Below are 16455 nucleotides of genomic sequence, written 5' to 3'. Positions count from 1 at the left end.
GCCCTTTCTTCTCTATTTTTATTGCTCAAGAACCTTTTTCGCATAATATTCATATCCTCCAGGAAGTTCAAATGAAGGTTGGTTAGAAGCTAAATCATGTGCACCAGGAGGATCTGAACCAAAATCATCACTATCTTTCTGATACGAACCAGGATTTTTATATGGATAGCCTTGTTTCATTTTTTCACTTTCAGTTAATTCATGTTTAGCTAACTCTTGAAACCATTTTTTTTGTTTTGGATCCAGCTCACCTTTTTGTGCTTCTTTCCATATAAATCCAACTTCCAAATCAGGGGTAAAGTGACCAACTCGATAACTTTTATTATCTAAAGGAATTTTATGTTTATCAAAAAACATGTGTTGTTTCATGGCCTTAATTTCTTCCACTGTCATACCAGTATTTTTTGCAACCTGTTCAATATCACTCATACCAACACTTCTAATATCAACATAATCCTTCGATGCAGCTTTATATTCTTTTTCTTGAAATTTATCCATAAATGTGGGTTTATAATTATCTACGCGCTTGTATTCATTCCAATCAACCTTTTTAAGAGCAGGTTTTGATTCATTCCCCGTCTCCTTACCACTCTTGCCTGCCTGCTCCCGTTTCGCCTTCGCATCCCGAATCGTCTGCTTCATCTTGTCCAATATTGCATTGGTTCCGCGACCCTTATAGGGACCCTTGCCGTTTTTCATACTACCGGCGACCATTCCAATTCCGGCTACAATCTGACTCCACTTCAAGGAGGAGATCATCATCTTGGCATAATCGTCTGTGACAGGCTCTCCCGTAAACGGATTCACTCTGAGCTCAAATGCTTCAATCTGTAACTGAAACAAATCCTGTTCCGGGGCAGGATTTGCCCCAGGAGCTTGCCCCATCTTAGTCATATCGATCTTTCCATGATCTCGTTCATACGCTTGCAAGGCTGCCTGATCGGTTACCCCCTTCTCATTGACCGGTAGATAGATGTGGTATTGAGGATCATACTGCATCCGATACCCCTTATTATCATTGCTCTGAGTCGCTTTCAGCCCAATCGACATGGTGGCTACAGCGCCTGCTACGGCTGCTCCGCTGACCTCATCCGCCTGCTGAAACCGCCTGCCGATCTCTCGAAGCTCCTTCGCGATCTGAGCCAAATGCTCCAGCGTTTCTTTCATACGGGGTTGATTCTCTTCGAACCGTTCTAAAAATCGTTCTCGCACCATCCCGGACCACATCGATTCCATCCAGCGCATCAAGCGAACGAGTTCCTCACGAGTATCTTCCATTTGGTCACGAGTACCTTCGACCTCTCGTGCCGCTTCAAACAGTCGCTCCGGGGTCACTTGTATTCTACTCATCGCATTCTCCATCTGTCCAGATTCGGACTCTACGTCTTCTTTTCGTTAAAACTAACGCGTCATACACGCAATCTTTCCCTTACTTGGATCCCTGATAGCTAATTTAAAAATACTTTCTCTTGCTTGCTTAATGCGGCACCTGCGCACTGAAATCATCCCGGCTCGAACGATCCGCATGGTAAAAGACCACATCTCCATCTCGTAACGCAAATGAATTTTCGTAGCTATCCAGCACCTGACGCTGGAAACCTTCCAGCAGCCACTGGTTCATTAGCGGCGCGTGAATATATTGCAAATGCGGAGCGGCAAGATTACCTTCCCGAATAGACTCCAGGTTAAAGTTCACCACAATGTATCCATTTTTCAAGAAGATTGGTGATTTAGCATCCAGTCCACCATGCGTTCGCCCATACTCGGCCAGATTGGTTCCGGCCTGAACCACATAGGGCTCTGCTGGCAAGCTATACTCGCCATACCATTGCTGAATTGCCGCATTGGCTCGCAGTACATCTGCACTGGCTGTCGTTGGGATGTTCGTTTTTGGCCCGATGAATGTCCGTAATTGCTCTGGCATCAGCAGCAGACTGTATCCACCGACGGGTGTTTTCATCTTCGTAAACTTGTCCCGGTAGTATTCTTGATACGCTTGCTCGCTCATCATACCCGGGTGTATCTCACCATAGCGATTGTACTTGTACGTTGCGGTATCACGCAGCTGCACCCCCGGCACCTGACGCATCCGATCGTTCAGAATGACAAACCGCTTCACCTGATCCTCCGCCGAACCAATGCGGATAAAGTTCCGTTGATTGGTCGAATAGTACAAATCTACTGGAACACGCGTTTTTCCATCCTTTCTCACAAATAAGAGGTGCGGTGTCCATTATTCGGGGGTTAAACCGGTTTTTCTCTCTTATGTTCTAATTGAGTTCTAATTGAGTATGAATGTATACATTGATTGTAGAGAGCAATTAAGTGATCTAGCTACGTATATGCGTTTTGTTTATACATAAAAAAAGACTGCTTCGAACATTCGAAACAATCTTATCGATATACCTCAAATAATTTGCTTACCTTATCCAAGGCTACACTGGTTCAGCAGTCTGAATACATTTTAATTTCCTAAATTATGCTACCTTCTTGATATTTTATTTTTAGTTCATAGAATGGAAATCGTTCCGTGCCGCCCAACCCGCTATCATCAACTATTACTATATTATTTCTCTTTATCAATAAAGGAGTGTCTCCATTTGACTCCAATAAACACTCACCTTCTAAATTTGACATAATGATTCCGACAAACTTCATTAATTTATTTACACCGTTTGAATGATCACTATAAATATCAAACCACATACTATATTTAAAATTCACTTCATAATCCTCACTTCTGAATTCAACACTATCCCCGCCTTCAGTAATACTTACGTTAAATCCATTTGTTATTACTTCAAGCTCTGTATCAGAATCAGTTACTATCTCCTCATTACACAATATTTCAGTTACTACTTTCTTCAAATGATCAAAGCTATAATTTCCAGCCAAATAAAACAAATAAAACAATACAACCCCTCCAATTCTAAGGATAAAGCCTTCTTACTTTTCCATCTTTAATGATAAGTAACTCCTCTAGTGTATTTATCTTATATTCTTTAAATTGTTTAGCTACATCATCAACTGATCCTTTAAAATCGTTTAAATTAATGACAATTCGACTCGCTTGTTTTTCTGTTTTCACTCTTACAGTATCCCAAATATTTCTTACAGGTGTTTTTTCTTTAGGTGAATAACAATCGAATGCTTTTCCACCTATTAAGAAGTCTGGACATGAGGTTTTTTTTATTCCATAACCATTTCCCCCTTTTGTATCAGGCAGCATTTCTATATTATAGCCTTTACTAGCTAAGAAATTTGCTGCTTCATTTTGTAGTTCTTTCGGACGAGGATCTTTAGGATCTGGTTTCTCATATTTACCTTTAGGCTTCCCGCCTGGAGAAACTGTCGGCTCTGTAACACCAACATTCCCATTTCCTCTAGTTCTCTCATCAGCCTTTCCCCGTTTTGCCTTCGCATCCCGAATCGTCTGCTTCACCTTGTCCAATATTGCATTGGTTCCGCGACCCTTATAGGGGCCCTTGCCGTTTTTCATACTACCCGCGACCATCCCAATTCCGGCTACAATCTGACTCCACTTCAAGGAGGAGATCATCATCTTGGCATAATCGTCTGTGACAGGCTCTCCCGTAAACGGATTCACTCTGAGCTCAAATGCTTCAATCTGTAACTGAAACAAATCCTGTTCCGGGGCAGGATTTGCCCCAGGAGCTTGCCCCATCTTAGTCATATCGATCTTTCCATGATCTCGTTCATACGCTTGCAAGGCTGCCTGATCGGTTACCCCCTTCTCATTGACCGGTAGATAGATGTGGTATTGAGGATCATACTGCATCCGATACCCCTTATTATCATTGCTCTGAGTCGCTTTCAGCCCAATCGACATGGTGGCTACAGCGCCTGCTACGGCTGCTCCGCTGACTTCATCCGCCTGCTGAAACCGCCTGCCGATCTCTCGAAGCTCCTTCGCAATGTAGGCCAAGCTTTCTAACGTTTCGATCATCCTAGGCTGGTTCTCTTCAAATCGTTCTAGAAACCGCTCGCGTACCATTCCCGACCACATCGATTCCATCCAGCGCATCAAGCGAACGAGTTCCTCGCGAGTATCTTCCATGTGCCCGCGAGTCTCCTCCACCTCTCGTGCCGCTTCAAACAGTCGTTCGGGAGTCACTTGTATTCTACTCATCGTATTCTCCATCTGTCCAGATTCGGACTCTACGTCTTCTTTTCGTTAAAACTAACGCGTCACACACGCAATCTTTCCCTTACTTGGATTCCTTATAGCTAATTTAAAAATACTTTCTCTTGCTTGCTTAATGCGGCACCTGTGCACTGAAATCATCTCGGCTCGAGCGATCCGCATGGTAAAAGACCACATCTCCATCTCGTAACGTAAATGAATTTTCGTAGCTATCCAGCACCTGACGCTGGAAACCTTCCAGCAACCACTGGTTCATTAGCGGCGCGTGAATATATTGCAAATGCGGAGCGGCAAGATTACCTTCCCGAATAGACTCCAGGTTAAAGTTCACCACAATATATCCATTTTTCAAGAAGATTGGTGATTTAGCATCCAGTCCACCATGCGTTCGCCCATACTCGGCCAGATTGGTTCCGGCCTGAACCACATAGGGCTCTGCTGGTAAGCTATACTCGCCATACCATTGCTGAATTGCCGCATTGGCTCGCAGTACATCTGCACTGGCTGTCGTTGGGATGTTCGTTTTTGGCCCGATGAATGTCCGTAGCTGTTCTGGCATCAGCAGCAGACTGTATCCACCGACGGGTGTTTTCATCTTCGTAAACTTGTCCCGGTAGTATTCTTGATACGCTTGCTCGCTCATCATACCCGGGTGTATCTCACCATAGCGATTGTACTTGTACGTTGCGGTATCACGCAGTTGCACCCCAGGCACCTGACGCATCCGATCGTTCAGAATGACAAACCGCTTCACCTGATCCTCTGCCGAACCAATGCGGATAAAGTTCCGTTGATTGGTCGAATAGTACAAATCTACTGGAACACGCGTTTTTCCATCCTTGCTCACAAAATCAAAGGTCGGTGTAAGCCGAATGCCATCTCGCGGACCAAACATATTGCCTTTGGTTTTAAAATCGAATTTAAAGTGGTATCCCGTCTTCATGGCTACATTCTGATACCCCTGAAGCGGATGGCTTCCCGGACGGATGGGTACGGTGAACTGTGAAAAATTGCCCCGCTTGTCCCCGTCAATATTCTTTGTGCCTGTCCAGTAGCTAATCCACGTCGGGGCAATGCTTCCCTTGAATCGGCGGAAGACCAGTTCCCAGTTGTAATCAGCGATATCTGTGATTTCAAAATCGTATAACCTGCCAATCACTTCAACTGAAACTTCATCACTTGCCAAGTGATACGTTAGATCGGTATTCGCATCCGGCTGTGCATTACTGCGAGACATGCTTTCGAAATCGTCCGGAGCATTCTCGGCAATGTTGCGGAACTGTACCTGGTAGTCCCCTTCGTCGACCCAAACCGGGAGATAGAAGGTCGTATCCAGGACATACACCGGAACATCAATCCACGTGTTCCTTGGATAAAACTGCGTCCGGTCTTCGCTATATACATCAAAAGGGAATCGCACCTGTTTAATCCGATAATATTTGGCATAGTCCCGATCCCCATATCCCGGATACGAGCCAACATCCAGGTGCTGTCCACTGGTAGGCATGCGCACGGTGAATGGACGCTCCAAAATCAAGGCAGAGCGATTCATGTTGGGTACGGTTTTCTGGTTATGCGGCTGATCATCCGATACGAGAGAATAGTTGACGACCGGAGTGTGGACCGTGACGGTGTTGATTCCTGCAATGTCATATGCCAGTTCTTCCTCCTCAGCCTCAACACTGCCGTCCGCCAGCGTATAACGGATCTGTCCTGTGCTCGGTTGATCCTTCTTGTTCGTCTTCTCGGACGGAATATAGTTATACGGGCTGTAGAGCACATCTTGGTCAATTTCCTCTGGTTCAGGAATTTGTCCAGGTTGTGGTCCTTCTTTGGCCGTACGCTGCTTGTCCATGATCGTCTGGCCCTTGAACACCAACGAATCATTTTCAACCTGCACATCGGGAATGGCTGCTTCAGCTACATCCTGAAAATCTAATGGATCCGGGTCTGGCCTGCTGTCCTCACCGTCCTTGGATTGAGGCGGCCCTTCCACCTTCTCAGGCAGTGGCGCCGGGTAGAAATCTCCCGTCGTTTCCGCGGTAAAATCAGGTGGAGTATATCCGGAAGGATTGATCGTGATCTGCTCCCCTGAGAAGGCGTAGTTTTCTAAAGTAGCTTCCTCAATGTTGTAGACACTAAGTCCTGCAATCGTCCAATACGAATAAGGTCGAACTACGCTATACGAACTAGGCACCACTTCGGTATCCGTCATGGGTGTAGGAGGAGTCTCCTCATCCTCGCCCTCTTCGGTCCAGGTTAGCGTCCAGGTTGTTTCTACAACGACAGTATAGGTACACGTGCCTGTCATCTGAACAAATTGGTTTTTGAATAGATAGTCCAGGGCGAAGACGTTGCCGTACAGACTTTCTGATGTCGGAATGCCCTTTAGCACATCGAACGGTTCTCTTCCTCGCTGATCTGCCTTAACCATGGCCCTGACGGCCGGGTTCATGCTCTCTCCTTCCATCGTCTGTCCGGGCTCCGGCCGGGTACATACTATATCTGGATTGTTCGGTTCCTCTTGATTTTTAAGTTTGTAGTAGTAGTAAACGTAGTAGTTAGGAAAGGTGCCGTCATACTTGAATCCCGCCGGGTCTCCCCCCGTTCGAGAACCGCCTATGACTTTAGGTTTTTCGCGCGTGCTCTTCTTATGACCTTCATATGTATATTTGTCACCCGGGGCGGAATGTGGAAAGGTATAATTCCTGTCCTTCTCTAGCTTCGTTTCCTTGTCGGTAAAACCGTCTATACCATTCAAAGGATTCCCTTTTGTATCAAAATGCTGAATGATTGCTTTGCCTTCATCTGGTTCAAGTTCAATAGTAAATAAGGTTGGGAAATAATAACGATACCCTTCTACACCCGGAGCAAAAACCTGATCATTCTCCACTCCTCTTCAAGCTTTCGATCAATTCTACTTTTTGCTTTTAACACGCCATTCTGAACATGTACTGCTTTTTGTGCTTTATTTGTTCCTAGTCCAGAAACAGGAGTTTTCTCATAATTATTATAGTTTACTATTGAAGTCGCACCCTGATAATACTCTTGAGATTTATCTTTCAATTCTCCAGTTCTAGAAGTTTGGAAAGTTTCATTAGCATGTGTCCAATTAAAATCAAATTGCTTTACCTCAATGCTTTTGATTTTTCGGTTGGTTCCGAAAGTGAATTCATAGGTTCCACCATCCACTTTACGAACTACAGAATCTGGATGGTGACCAGCTCCAGTCCATGAACCACCGCTGTTTTTCCAGACTTCGTAGTAAACCATCCCTACAAAATAGAAGGTATTGGGCTTATTAAGACTAGGGTCCTTAAATAACCTATTAGAACTAATAGAAAATACGGCGGCTTCTGCCTTTCCTGAATTGAATGTGAATATAATTAGCACAGATGAGAGAATTATTATAAGACTCAGCGCACAACTAATAGTTTTTTTCATAATACTTCTTCCTTATTTGAACGGATTAACGAGAACAACAGCATAACTCTTTAAATTGCTATCCTCAAACAAAATATAATCAGCCTGGCTAATTTTAAAATTCATCCAGCTATTATCAGATTCAACATATTTCCCAGTGGCAAACTTATCCACCGTACTTAAAATTGGGTAATGATTCATACCCGTTTTGTCGCCATTGTTTATGAACGCTGCATCTAATACTTGACGCATCTTTGCATATCCATTTTTTATTAAGAATGCGGCTGGCTTACCTCTCGCATCACTACGAACTTCCACCATTTCCAATCTGGCCTTTTTAATCTTCACCAAATCCAAGCTGTAGATGACTTGACCATTTCCTAATTGAATTGGCAAATCAGTCTCTTTTATAATCTTTACCCCAGAGTACTTTTCACCCTCCCAATTTTCGAAAATATCCTTGGTCTTTGTATACGCCTTGAAATCACTCAGCTTCGTCAACTTAAACTGCTTATCATCTGTACTTCGAAAATTCTTATTTCCAATCCATACCCAACGACCAATCTTATCCCATTCTACTTTCTCACCAAGGCCTTCACTGACCAAGCGAAGAGGAACAAACGTCCGGTTTTGCTTTAATATAATTTGCGTTCCATAATCTTTCTTTTGTCCATCTACTAGTGCTGAGGTTTGCCCAATCGTCATATCTACTTTGTGATCTTTACTGTACACTCCGACTTTGGATACCTTGCCTTCTTTAAAATATGTAACTTTCGCGCCTAACGCTTCGGATACAAATCGGATGGGAACCATAACACTACCCTGAGCGTCTTGGAATGGCTTAGCGTCTGGAAATTTCATCTTAATGGTGTTTAACAACACTTCTACTTGCTTAGGCTTACCCGCAGCGGAAGCCGATTCCGCTCCTGATCCAATTAAACTCACACTGATTACACCCGCTAATACTGCTAACATTAGTTTTTTCATCTTTTGAACTCCTCTACTTCCTATGTAGTTTCTATGTATATCTTATCGATTCATACTCTATTTATCGGCTAAAGCATCCTAAATTTGAATCATAAATGGAAATATAGAGAAGAATATACCAATTTAAATGGTATGTCCTAGTGCTATTAAAGTTAGTAGTATACAAAAAAAACAACAGGGAGATTAATTTATCTCACTGTCCAGTAAAATAGCTAGGAATAATGATTTAACACTGGTGTAATACCTCTCCCTACTTCACCTGCTCCAAAAACGCCAAATCCGGATTCACTCCATCTCCCATTTCAACAAATGTCTCATATGATCCGCTAAAGGTGATTTTACCTTGATGAATAAAATGCAGAACACATTGAATATTTGCAATATCCTGCAAGTGATGGTTCGAGACCAGTACAGTGCACTCATTATGGAGTGCCAGCTTTTCGATCCTTTTTAAAATATGATAACGCATCTCAGGATCGATTCCCGCCAATGGTTCATCGAAGATGTACAATTTTCTCTTCATTAATGTGATTGCCAGAATACACAGATAACGCCTCTCCCCAACAGATAGTTGTCCAAATTCCATATTCCATACACGCTGTACCAATTCAACCTCAGCTGGACTCATAGCTTCATCTACATAAGGTTCGTTGTTCACTTCAATACGGTTGGAGTGATCGGAATACAGGAAAAAACGAAAGAGATCCTTAGCCTTCAAGGTTAGAGGAAATAACAAACCCTGCAGCTGGTAGATGATCTCCTTCTCATCAGGAATACCTTGTATTTCTGGCGGGCGTTTTATCACATTCGCGATCAGATCAAATAATGTCGTTTTGCCAGAACCATTTTTGCCAATGATCATATTAACGGTCTGTTCGGGAAACTCCACATGTAAATGATCCAGATTTTTGCGAGAGGCTTTGGGATAAGAAAAGCTCAAATCTTCAATTTTAATCATAGGTCCTCCTGCTATGTCCGATGTGTTCTGGATATGACTTTCACAAACTTGAGTGCGATAAGTCCGCAGGTAACATAACAAAGTGTGATAAAGCTCATGTTGATCAGACTCAAATGTGGGAACGGGCTATCCATAAACCATTCTGCTAATAAAAAAGTTAGATTTCTTACGTATTCCATAGGGTTGATGAACACCAGAAGTAGACCATACTCTGTTGAATACGCCAGTCCCTTTGCTGATAGAAAAAACATGACCAGTAAACTCATACTGACCACCGCATTCAGCGACTCTTGCCTTACTGGAAGAAGCATGAGGATAAGCGTTAATAAAATGACCATGACAGATCCCACTATACAGCTTGTTAAAGACACGGCGAGAAACAAAGCAACCTGTCCAAAGCTATCCAGGAATATCACTCCCGATACTAGCGAGAACAGAAGAATCGTCAAGAACAGAAAACCAATTTGGTTCAGAGCTTTTCCCCAGATAATAGGATATTTACTACCCGAGATAAATTTGAACATTTTGAAAAAACCGCTCTCCCTTAAAGAGATCAGGTTGGTCGTCACATCGATGGACATCACAAAGATAATATATGAAACAAATACACTGGTTTGGATGTAAAATTCATTGATCTCAGGCCCCTGAGTAAACCATTGAACATTAAAGATAAAAAAAGCAATGAGGGGAAATAACAAATACCATACGAATGCTACTTTGTTGCTTAACATCATTTTAGTAAACAGACGGAAGTATTCACGAGTTATTTTCAAAATACAACCTCCAATTTATCCAAACGGGAGCATTTTCCCTATATTGTGTAATCGATTCTTATAAGGCTTTAAGATTTCTACTTGAGTTGGATCTATTTTTGCAGCATACATGTGATGGAAGCCCTTATTTGTTATGATTTTAACAATTTTTGTATTCAACTCTCCATCAAGAGCTGGTATATAACAAAGATTAAAATCCATTGCTAATTTTAAAGAAATTTTCTTTACTGTATTATAAAATTCATTAGGATCGGCTTTGTCTCCATCTATTAGTTCACCACACACTTGATCCGATTTCTCTAGGTATTGAAACTCGCTTTTTAATTCATCTACACCAAGTCTCTCCATAAAATAATGAGAGTAAAGTAAAGGATCAACCGAGTTTTCCGTATTTTGATAATTCGATTTTTTTATAGGTTGCTCCACAGTTATATATTGGAATAGCTCTTTTAAACTGCCTGTTATTGCACCTCGGTAGTCCCAATCAGCACTTATCCCAACACCTTTAGTTTTTTCTCCAAAGGCGATTGTAATTACTACCTTGACCTCATCACACAACGATATATCGTACATAAAAACCTCATCTACATGTATCCGAGACATCTGGATAATGGATTGAAGATCTATAAATTTTATATCTTCAATATGAATCTTTTTAGCAGGAGATTTAGTGAACCAACTAAAGAGCAAGCTTTGTCTTTCAAAGAATTCTAAAAATGCAGAATTTATTGACTGATAGGAACTAACATGAGAGGCCATTCCGCAGGTATCGCTATATATATTATCTAGATTTAATTTGTTAAGTATAGGATCATTCCAGTTCAACAAAATACGATGTAGAGGAAATTGTTCTATTGTACCATTCAGCATGTTGACTCCCTCTACTAATTGATCCCTGAATCTATGATAATTGTTAAAAACAGATACCCTCTCTATATGCTCTCCTATTGCTGCTTTAATTGATTTTCTTTTATCAAAATCAATTGCGCTTGCAGGCGGGCCATTCTCAGAATACGTAATAACATCACTCTGAAAATAGTCAAGGAGAAATGAATTTTGTTTGATATGAAACCTTTCAATCATAAAAGGTGTGCCGTTAACTGGATTATTTATCAAAGCGTATTCTCTCCTCTCTATCACACTACAATACAGTTAGGTATTTTCAACATGCTTTGCTCGTTAAGATCTATCGTATTTACATTCATAGGGTTTCTTAGGTTAATGTACTCTTTTAAAGGAATATGATTAAAAAGATAAGGAGAGTAGATTTTTATACATTTAATTTTTGTAGTTACCGTTTGTTTTAGCGGAATCATATATACCTCATCCACCCAAGCAGGAAGTATATTCAACAAATTGGAGATTGTTAATTCTTTCATCGTTTTTTCATAATCACTAGTTGAGATACTTCCGTACCCTACAGATAAGTAATCAATAATCTCAGATTGATTTTCATATTTTTTCTTGAACACTTGGCGTGACATAGCAACGAGTTCATTACTTTCTTCTTTCCACTGTAATAAAACGGCTTCTTGTGTGGATTTAAGGATAGCCTCTTCAATGGAAAAAGAGCTACCCACCCCAGAAGAGCACACGAAATTTTTGTAAAGAATAAAACAAAATACTACCTTTAAGGGATAAAAATATTCATTGATAAAAAAAAGAACTTCTTTATTTTTTTGATACATTAATCCAGATAAAATCTTATGTTTGTTTATCAGAGATACATCTAGTTTAATTTTAGAACCTCGTTTACCATACCAAAATAGATACAAGGCATTTTTTTCAATAATTTCTCGGAGAGAACTAACAATTGCTTTTTGTGACGAAATATGACTAGAGGTTCCGGTAGTATCAATTGGGAATTCTCCTGATAATGAATACGTTGAGTATTTCTTATTAATAAGTACACTGCTTGAATTCACCATATTAATAGCGTAAACACTCTTCTCATCAAAAGGGATGCCCCCGGCAGATATTGCCCTTCTCTCGATCATTTCTGAAAAGGCTTTGATTAGAGACTGTTGCTTATTAAAATCTATTGCAGTGGAACTATCCGGCCCTATATAACCATTTTTAAGAAAGTTCCCAATCCTTGAGAAGGATGTGTATATGTCGTCAGTAATAAATTTTTGCTCCGGTATATTAAAGTGAAGAGGATTTGATAAATACAACATGATATCGACCTCATTTTCCTATTGAATCCGTGTATCCAAACCATTGAAGCATCACTATTGGACACAATCTCACATTAAGACCACATCGTTTAGTCAGTTCATTATCATTGAATCCAGACCAGCTTACCTCCCCGACACCTTTACTCATTTTATGGAGAGAATTTTTAAATACTTGGCTCATGGCCCCTACCTCTATTAGAGCATGTCTGTACCCTCTGATATGATATTTGATTATTGATCTGCGTAAGTCTGCTGCATATGCAATACAAATTTCCGGTAGATCTATTGCATCATGACAGACATACTTCTTGATATGGAGTGCTTCGTCCTTGACCCAAGACTTTATTTTTAACAATGTTTGTTCTATACCATCATATACGTAAACACCTCTTGTTAAAGTATCATGATCTTGGAACACGAGTACCAACGGAACTATGGGATAGAGAGCACCAGCAGAACCATATTTTTTAGACCCTTTTTGTTTATCTCTTATAAAAGCATCATTTAATAATTGGGATAACTCTTCAAAATTGAACTTTCTTTCTTTGTTAAATGATCTGTAACTTCCGATTACATTCACTTCTGTGCTTGTATTAAGATTAATTTTCTGTTCGTAATAATCAGGAGTGATATCTGTGTACTGCACATATTCAAGCCATGGGATAACGTTATCATCGATGGATTGGTGCTTGGAATCAGGCAACTTTAGCAAAGTACTGCTTTGATGAAATTTAAGAATATAGTTTTCAACTTTCTTTGGTATATGAGAAGAGTAAATGTAATCAGTGAATGACCTTTCCACGGTGTTATGTTCTAGACTTCCAACATATTTATTTTTCATAGCAATCACATAGCTCCCAATGTAATGAATAATCTGTATAGTAATTATTCGTTTGGAGATCAAATACAGAACATTCATGCAACTCTTCGTTATGGATTATTCTACCATTTTCCAAAGTGAAATATTTACTTATTTTATTACTTAATAACGAGAGTATATTCAATATATTATTTTTGTTAAGAGGAGTATGAACTTTGAATTTGGGTTCATCTTTATAAATCGAATCGATAATTTGCTGGTAAGAGATATTCCCAGTAGAATCTACACGTAATTGTGATTCAATGTGACCTATGTGGCAAAAATGACATGGATTAGATGCTTGAGGGCTATAAAGAGAATCAATATAAAAGTTGTTGTTATACGTGTAACTCATCAATAAAATTGAATTCTCACTCTTTCTTACAAGTGAAGTAATCTTATTGGCGATTTCTTTACTGTAAGGATTCATAAATACTACATATAAAGTATTACTATTCTTCTCTGAAAATAACGTGCTATTCGCTTCTTCATTAAGATTTACAATGGAATTTTTCATGTTTTGGTTCTCAAAAAGAAACTCTTGGGATACTTTAAGTATTTCATCATTGTTACTTAAGAAAATGCATTTTTCTATTGAGAAATTCACCTCTTCTTTAGTAATGAAGATGTAATTACTCTCTAAAAATGCTATAGCATTTGAATAATCTTCTTGAAAAACATCCATAAGTTCTTTTTCATGGACTGATTTAATATTATTGTTATCCCATTTCTTAATTTCTTCTATTAATCTTGCTTCTTTTATTTTCACTATCCCATAGTTATGCATTAAAACTAGTTCATTTAAGTTTATTTCATAGATAACAAAGTTATTCAATGTATACGTAGTGTACTCTTTTGTAATCAAAGTGATATGACACCTCCGCTTTAAACTTCAAGTGCGGCTAATATCCTAAATACGTATATTGCCGCACTCGAATCAATATAATTATTGGGGATCAAAAAAAGTCCTATAGTTCAATTTGTTTTTGTACATTATCCGCTCCACCACCTTTGCCACAACAACAGCAAAGTACACAACTAACATTAACGCCACAGCTACCGGTGTTCCCCGTTCCCCCGCCTGTATTTGGAGGATTTTGAAATCTGATTGCTCCAACACCGAAATCCCCGCTAGTCAGCTCGGGATATTTATTACTGCCTTTACCAGGTTTACTTGCTCCCATACACTCACCTCCTTATTTAATATAGATAAAAAATTCATTTAACCTTTTCAAAAATTGAACTAGTATGTTGATCCCTTTTTAAAATATAATATTTTGCAAAAGAATATTATATTTAAATTATTTGAATAATTATACAAATTAACATGTGTAATTATTTGGTAAAAGCTTAAATATCATATCATTCATTTCCTCATATTCATTCCTAAAGTAAATCGATTATACTCATTAATTAGCTCATCCAACGCCATAGACTGCTCAAGCACTTTCACATTCGGGATTCCATATTGATCCACCAAGCGACTCAACTCTTGCCGACCTTGCTCGATTTGGTCTTTTAAGATACTTCGTTCTCTCATGGCATGTACCCCTCTAGGACATTCTAAAAAACATTTAATATGAGTAAGCTATCTAGTTTTACTAATGACTACAGGTGCTTTTTAGAACATATTATTTTTTGCATAATATTGTAAAAATAATTCTTTAGAAAAGGCATTGCGCTCTATCTTTTCAAGGAAGTAAAAATAAAAAATAGCCTACTGATTTCAGTAAGCTAAACTATAAACTCGCTTCTATATAAATATTATCTACTAGTATTTTATATTTATCATGATCTTGATTAGTTAAATGCTCCGTAAACTGCCCATAGAGATTTACACATTTTGAGATCAGAACGTCATCTTTGACAAAAATACTTAACTCTAAACTTATTAACAGAGAAGTAGCTCCGAGTTCAAACCTCTTCTTGTTAAAGTAGTAAAAGGCCAATTCGTAGAATAGCACCACTCTTCGATAATACCAGCTCTGTACAGTATATCTTCCTTGTGAACGTGCGTCACTGAATTTAGCATCGATTTGAGCTTTAAATCTAATCAACACCTCATCTATATCATATTGATATCTATTTGCTGATTGAAGAATTTTGACCATTGCAGGGAGAATTTCCTCTTCACTATGTTCAATGTAAGTGATGTATTCAGGGATGACCTCTTTTCTTCCCATCATGACTTTATACAAACATTTGTTGAATTTCGCCCATTCTCTAAATTTATGAAGAACTTCATAATCTGCATAAACTTTCGCTTCATTCTCAATGATTTTCTCATATATATCAGTGTACTTTAAGGCTTCTTTGTAATTTTTAGCATAATCACAATAGTTAGAAAAAAGTAAGTTGGCATAGGCTTTGTATACGAAGAAAGGATATTGAGATTTAGATACACGCTTTTTAGTTTGTTTCATAGCCAGGTTAGCTCGTCTCTCAAGTTCTTGCGATAAATCCTTCATTTTATTCCACTCATGCAACCCCCAGTAAGCATTCGCCAAATCCTTAATTGCATCCAATTGATAGTCCTGATCTAATCGCTCTATAAAAGGTTCAAACTTTGAAATAATTCTTCTGTTTTCTTTTTGGTCAGAACCCATACTAATCAGAAATATACGATACTGACACATAGCCAACCGTTCAGAGTGCTGATATTTTTCGCATTCAGACACACATTCATACAGAATAAGTGCTGCTTGCTTCATTCCTTTGTTATACAAATCTTCGGCTACTTCAAACAACTCATCTATATATGAATGATCATCTGTCACATGAGTAATGACTTTTTGAATAATATCCAGCTTACCAAGCTCAGCACAACGGTATATAAACGGTTCTAAACGTCTCCAATGGGGTGCAGACTCAATAAAACATTCCACACCATACACATCATAAAAGTACCCCTGTTCCAAACCCATTGCAGAGGCAATCTGGTCTAGTTGGTTCATTGAAATAAGCCTAGTTCCTTTGATGATCGCACTTAATGTGCCCACATTAATGTCAGCGATTTCTGAAAATTGCTGTAGTTTATATCCCTTATTCCTCAAGTGATTTTCAATATAGGAACGTATATTGGACATTTTCTTCACCGTCCCTTCTTAGATATT

16 protein-coding genes are annotated in these 16455 nt (G+C 39.4%); all 16 read right to left on the bottom strand.

Annotation, left to right across the window (positions count from 1 at the left end; translation table 11 throughout):
- Positions 1–18 precede the first annotated feature (18 nt).
- A complete protein-coding gene (locus AC1VYS_RS02120) occupies positions 19–1350 on the bottom strand; it encodes a WXG100 family type VII secretion target (protein ID WP_482912795.1) in 1332 nt (443 codons plus the stop codon).
- A 127-nt stretch (positions 1351–1477) separates the two neighbouring features.
- The gene (locus tag AC1VYS_RS02115) at positions 1478–2176 is read right to left on the bottom strand and encodes a hypothetical protein (RefSeq protein ID WP_482934459.1); all 699 of its coding nucleotides are present in this window, start codon (positions 2174–2176) and stop codon (positions 1478–1480) included.
- 296 nt (positions 2177–2472) lie between these two features.
- Positions 2473–2913 carry a hypothetical protein gene (locus tag AC1VYS_RS02110; protein ID WP_482912793.1) on the bottom strand — a complete coding sequence of 147 codons (441 nt, stop codon included), beginning with the start codon at positions 2911–2913 and terminating at the stop codon, positions 2473–2475.
- A gap of 16 nt (positions 2914–2929) precedes the next feature.
- Positions 2930–4150, bottom strand: a complete 1221-nt coding sequence (locus tag AC1VYS_RS02105; RefSeq protein WP_482912792.1) for a WXG100 family type VII secretion target — start codon at positions 4148–4150, stop codon at positions 2930–2932.
- 127 nt (positions 4151–4277) lie between these two features.
- A complete protein-coding gene (locus AC1VYS_RS02100; RefSeq protein WP_482912791.1) occupies positions 4278–7058 on the bottom strand; it encodes a DUF5704 domain-containing protein in 2781 nt (926 codons plus the stop codon).
- Positions 7025–7609 (bottom strand): hypothetical protein, encoded by a 585-nt coding sequence (locus AC1VYS_RS02095; protein ID WP_482912790.1) that lies wholly within the window; start codon positions 7607–7609, stop codon positions 7025–7027. Before AC1VYS_RS02095 ends, AC1VYS_RS02100 begins: the two co-directional genes overlap by 34 nt.
- A 12-nt stretch (positions 7610–7621) precedes the next feature.
- On the bottom strand, positions 7622–8575 hold the full coding sequence (locus AC1VYS_RS02090; RefSeq protein ID WP_482912789.1) for a copper amine oxidase N-terminal domain-containing protein: 954 nt from the start codon (positions 8573–8575) through the stop codon (positions 7622–7624).
- A 250-nt stretch (positions 8576–8825) separates the two neighbouring features.
- Entirely contained in the window at positions 8826–9533 is a 708-nt protein-coding gene (locus AC1VYS_RS02085; protein WP_482912788.1) for an ATP-binding cassette domain-containing protein, read from the bottom strand.
- A gap of 11 nt (positions 9534–9544) precedes the next feature.
- Complete coding sequence (locus AC1VYS_RS02080) at positions 9545–10306, bottom strand: hypothetical protein (protein ID WP_482912787.1); 762 nt, start codon at positions 10304–10306, stop codon at positions 9545–9547.
- 15 nt (positions 10307–10321) lie between these two features.
- Entirely contained in the window at positions 10322–11422 is a 1101-nt protein-coding gene (locus AC1VYS_RS02075) for a YcaO-like family protein (RefSeq protein WP_482912786.1), read from the bottom strand.
- 20 nt (positions 11423–11442) lie between these two features.
- Entirely contained in the window at positions 11443–12483 is a 1041-nt protein-coding gene (locus tag AC1VYS_RS02070) for a YcaO-like family protein (protein ID WP_482912785.1), read from the bottom strand.
- A 10-nt stretch (positions 12484–12493) separates the two neighbouring features.
- Positions 12494–13324 (bottom strand): nitroreductase family protein, encoded by an 831-nt coding sequence (locus AC1VYS_RS02065; RefSeq protein WP_482912784.1) that lies wholly within the window; start codon positions 13322–13324, stop codon positions 12494–12496.
- Positions 13314–14207: an McbB family protein gene (locus AC1VYS_RS02060; protein ID WP_482912783.1), complete on the bottom strand. Its 894-nt coding sequence runs from the start codon at positions 14205–14207 to the stop codon at positions 13314–13316. Before AC1VYS_RS02060 ends, AC1VYS_RS02065 begins: the two co-directional genes overlap by 11 nt.
- Before the next feature lie 103 nt (positions 14208–14310).
- Entirely contained in the window at positions 14311–14526 is a 216-nt protein-coding gene (locus AC1VYS_RS02055; RefSeq protein ID WP_146236230.1) for a hypothetical protein, read from the bottom strand.
- 182 nt (positions 14527–14708) lie between these two features.
- Positions 14709–14882, bottom strand: coding sequence for an aspartyl-phosphate phosphatase Spo0E family protein (locus AC1VYS_RS02050; RefSeq protein WP_221823829.1), 174 nt, complete (start codon positions 14880–14882; stop codon positions 14709–14711).
- Positions 14883–15081: 199 nt separating this feature from the next.
- Entirely contained in the window at positions 15082–16428 is a 1347-nt protein-coding gene (locus AC1VYS_RS02045; RefSeq protein ID WP_482912782.1) for a helix-turn-helix domain-containing protein, read from the bottom strand.
- Between the last annotated feature and the right edge of the window lie 27 nt (positions 16429–16455).

The organism is Paenibacillus sp. G34, assembly GCF_056856875.1.
Note: the sequence above shows the minus strand (reverse complement) of the source record. Positions and strands in the feature narration are given on the sequence as shown.

Bases quoted from the DNA above. Each gene is read 5' to 3' on its own strand.
- AC1VYS_RS02120 (WP_482912795.1), bottom strand. From the start codon at position 1,350: ATGAGTAGAATACAAGTGACCCCGGAGCGACTGTTTGAAGCGGCACGA.
- AC1VYS_RS02105 (WP_482912792.1), bottom strand. From the start codon at position 4,150: ATGAGTAGAATACAAGTGACTCCCGAACGACTGTTTGAAGCGGCACGA.
- AC1VYS_RS02065 (WP_482912784.1), bottom strand. From the start codon at position 13,324: ATGAAAAATAAATATGTTGGAAGTCTAGAACATAACACCGTGGAAAGG.
- AC1VYS_RS02085 (WP_482912788.1), bottom strand. From the start codon at position 9,533: ATGATTAAAATTGAAGATTTGAGCTTTTCTTATCCCAAAGCCTCTCGC.
- AC1VYS_RS02090 (WP_482912789.1), bottom strand. From the start codon at position 8,575: ATGAAAAAACTAATGTTAGCAGTATTAGCGGGTGTAATCAGTGTGAGT.
- AC1VYS_RS02095 (WP_482912790.1), bottom strand. From the start codon at position 7,609: ATGAAAAAAACTATTAGTTGTGCGCTGAGTCTTATAATAATTCTCTCA.
- AC1VYS_RS02050 (WP_221823829.1), bottom strand. From the start codon at position 14,882: ATGAGAGAACGAAGTATCTTAAAAGACCAAATCGAGCAAGGTCGGCAA.
- AC1VYS_RS02045 (WP_482912782.1), bottom strand. From the start codon at position 16,428: ATGTCCAATATACGTTCCTATATTGAAAATCACTTGAGGAATAAGGGA.
- AC1VYS_RS02055 (WP_146236230.1), bottom strand. From the start codon at position 14,526: ATGGGAGCAAGTAAACCTGGTAAAGGCAGTAATAAATATCCCGAGCTG.
- AC1VYS_RS02070 (WP_482912785.1), bottom strand. From the start codon at position 12,483: ATGTTGTATTTATCAAATCCTCTTCACTTTAATATACCGGAGCAAAAA.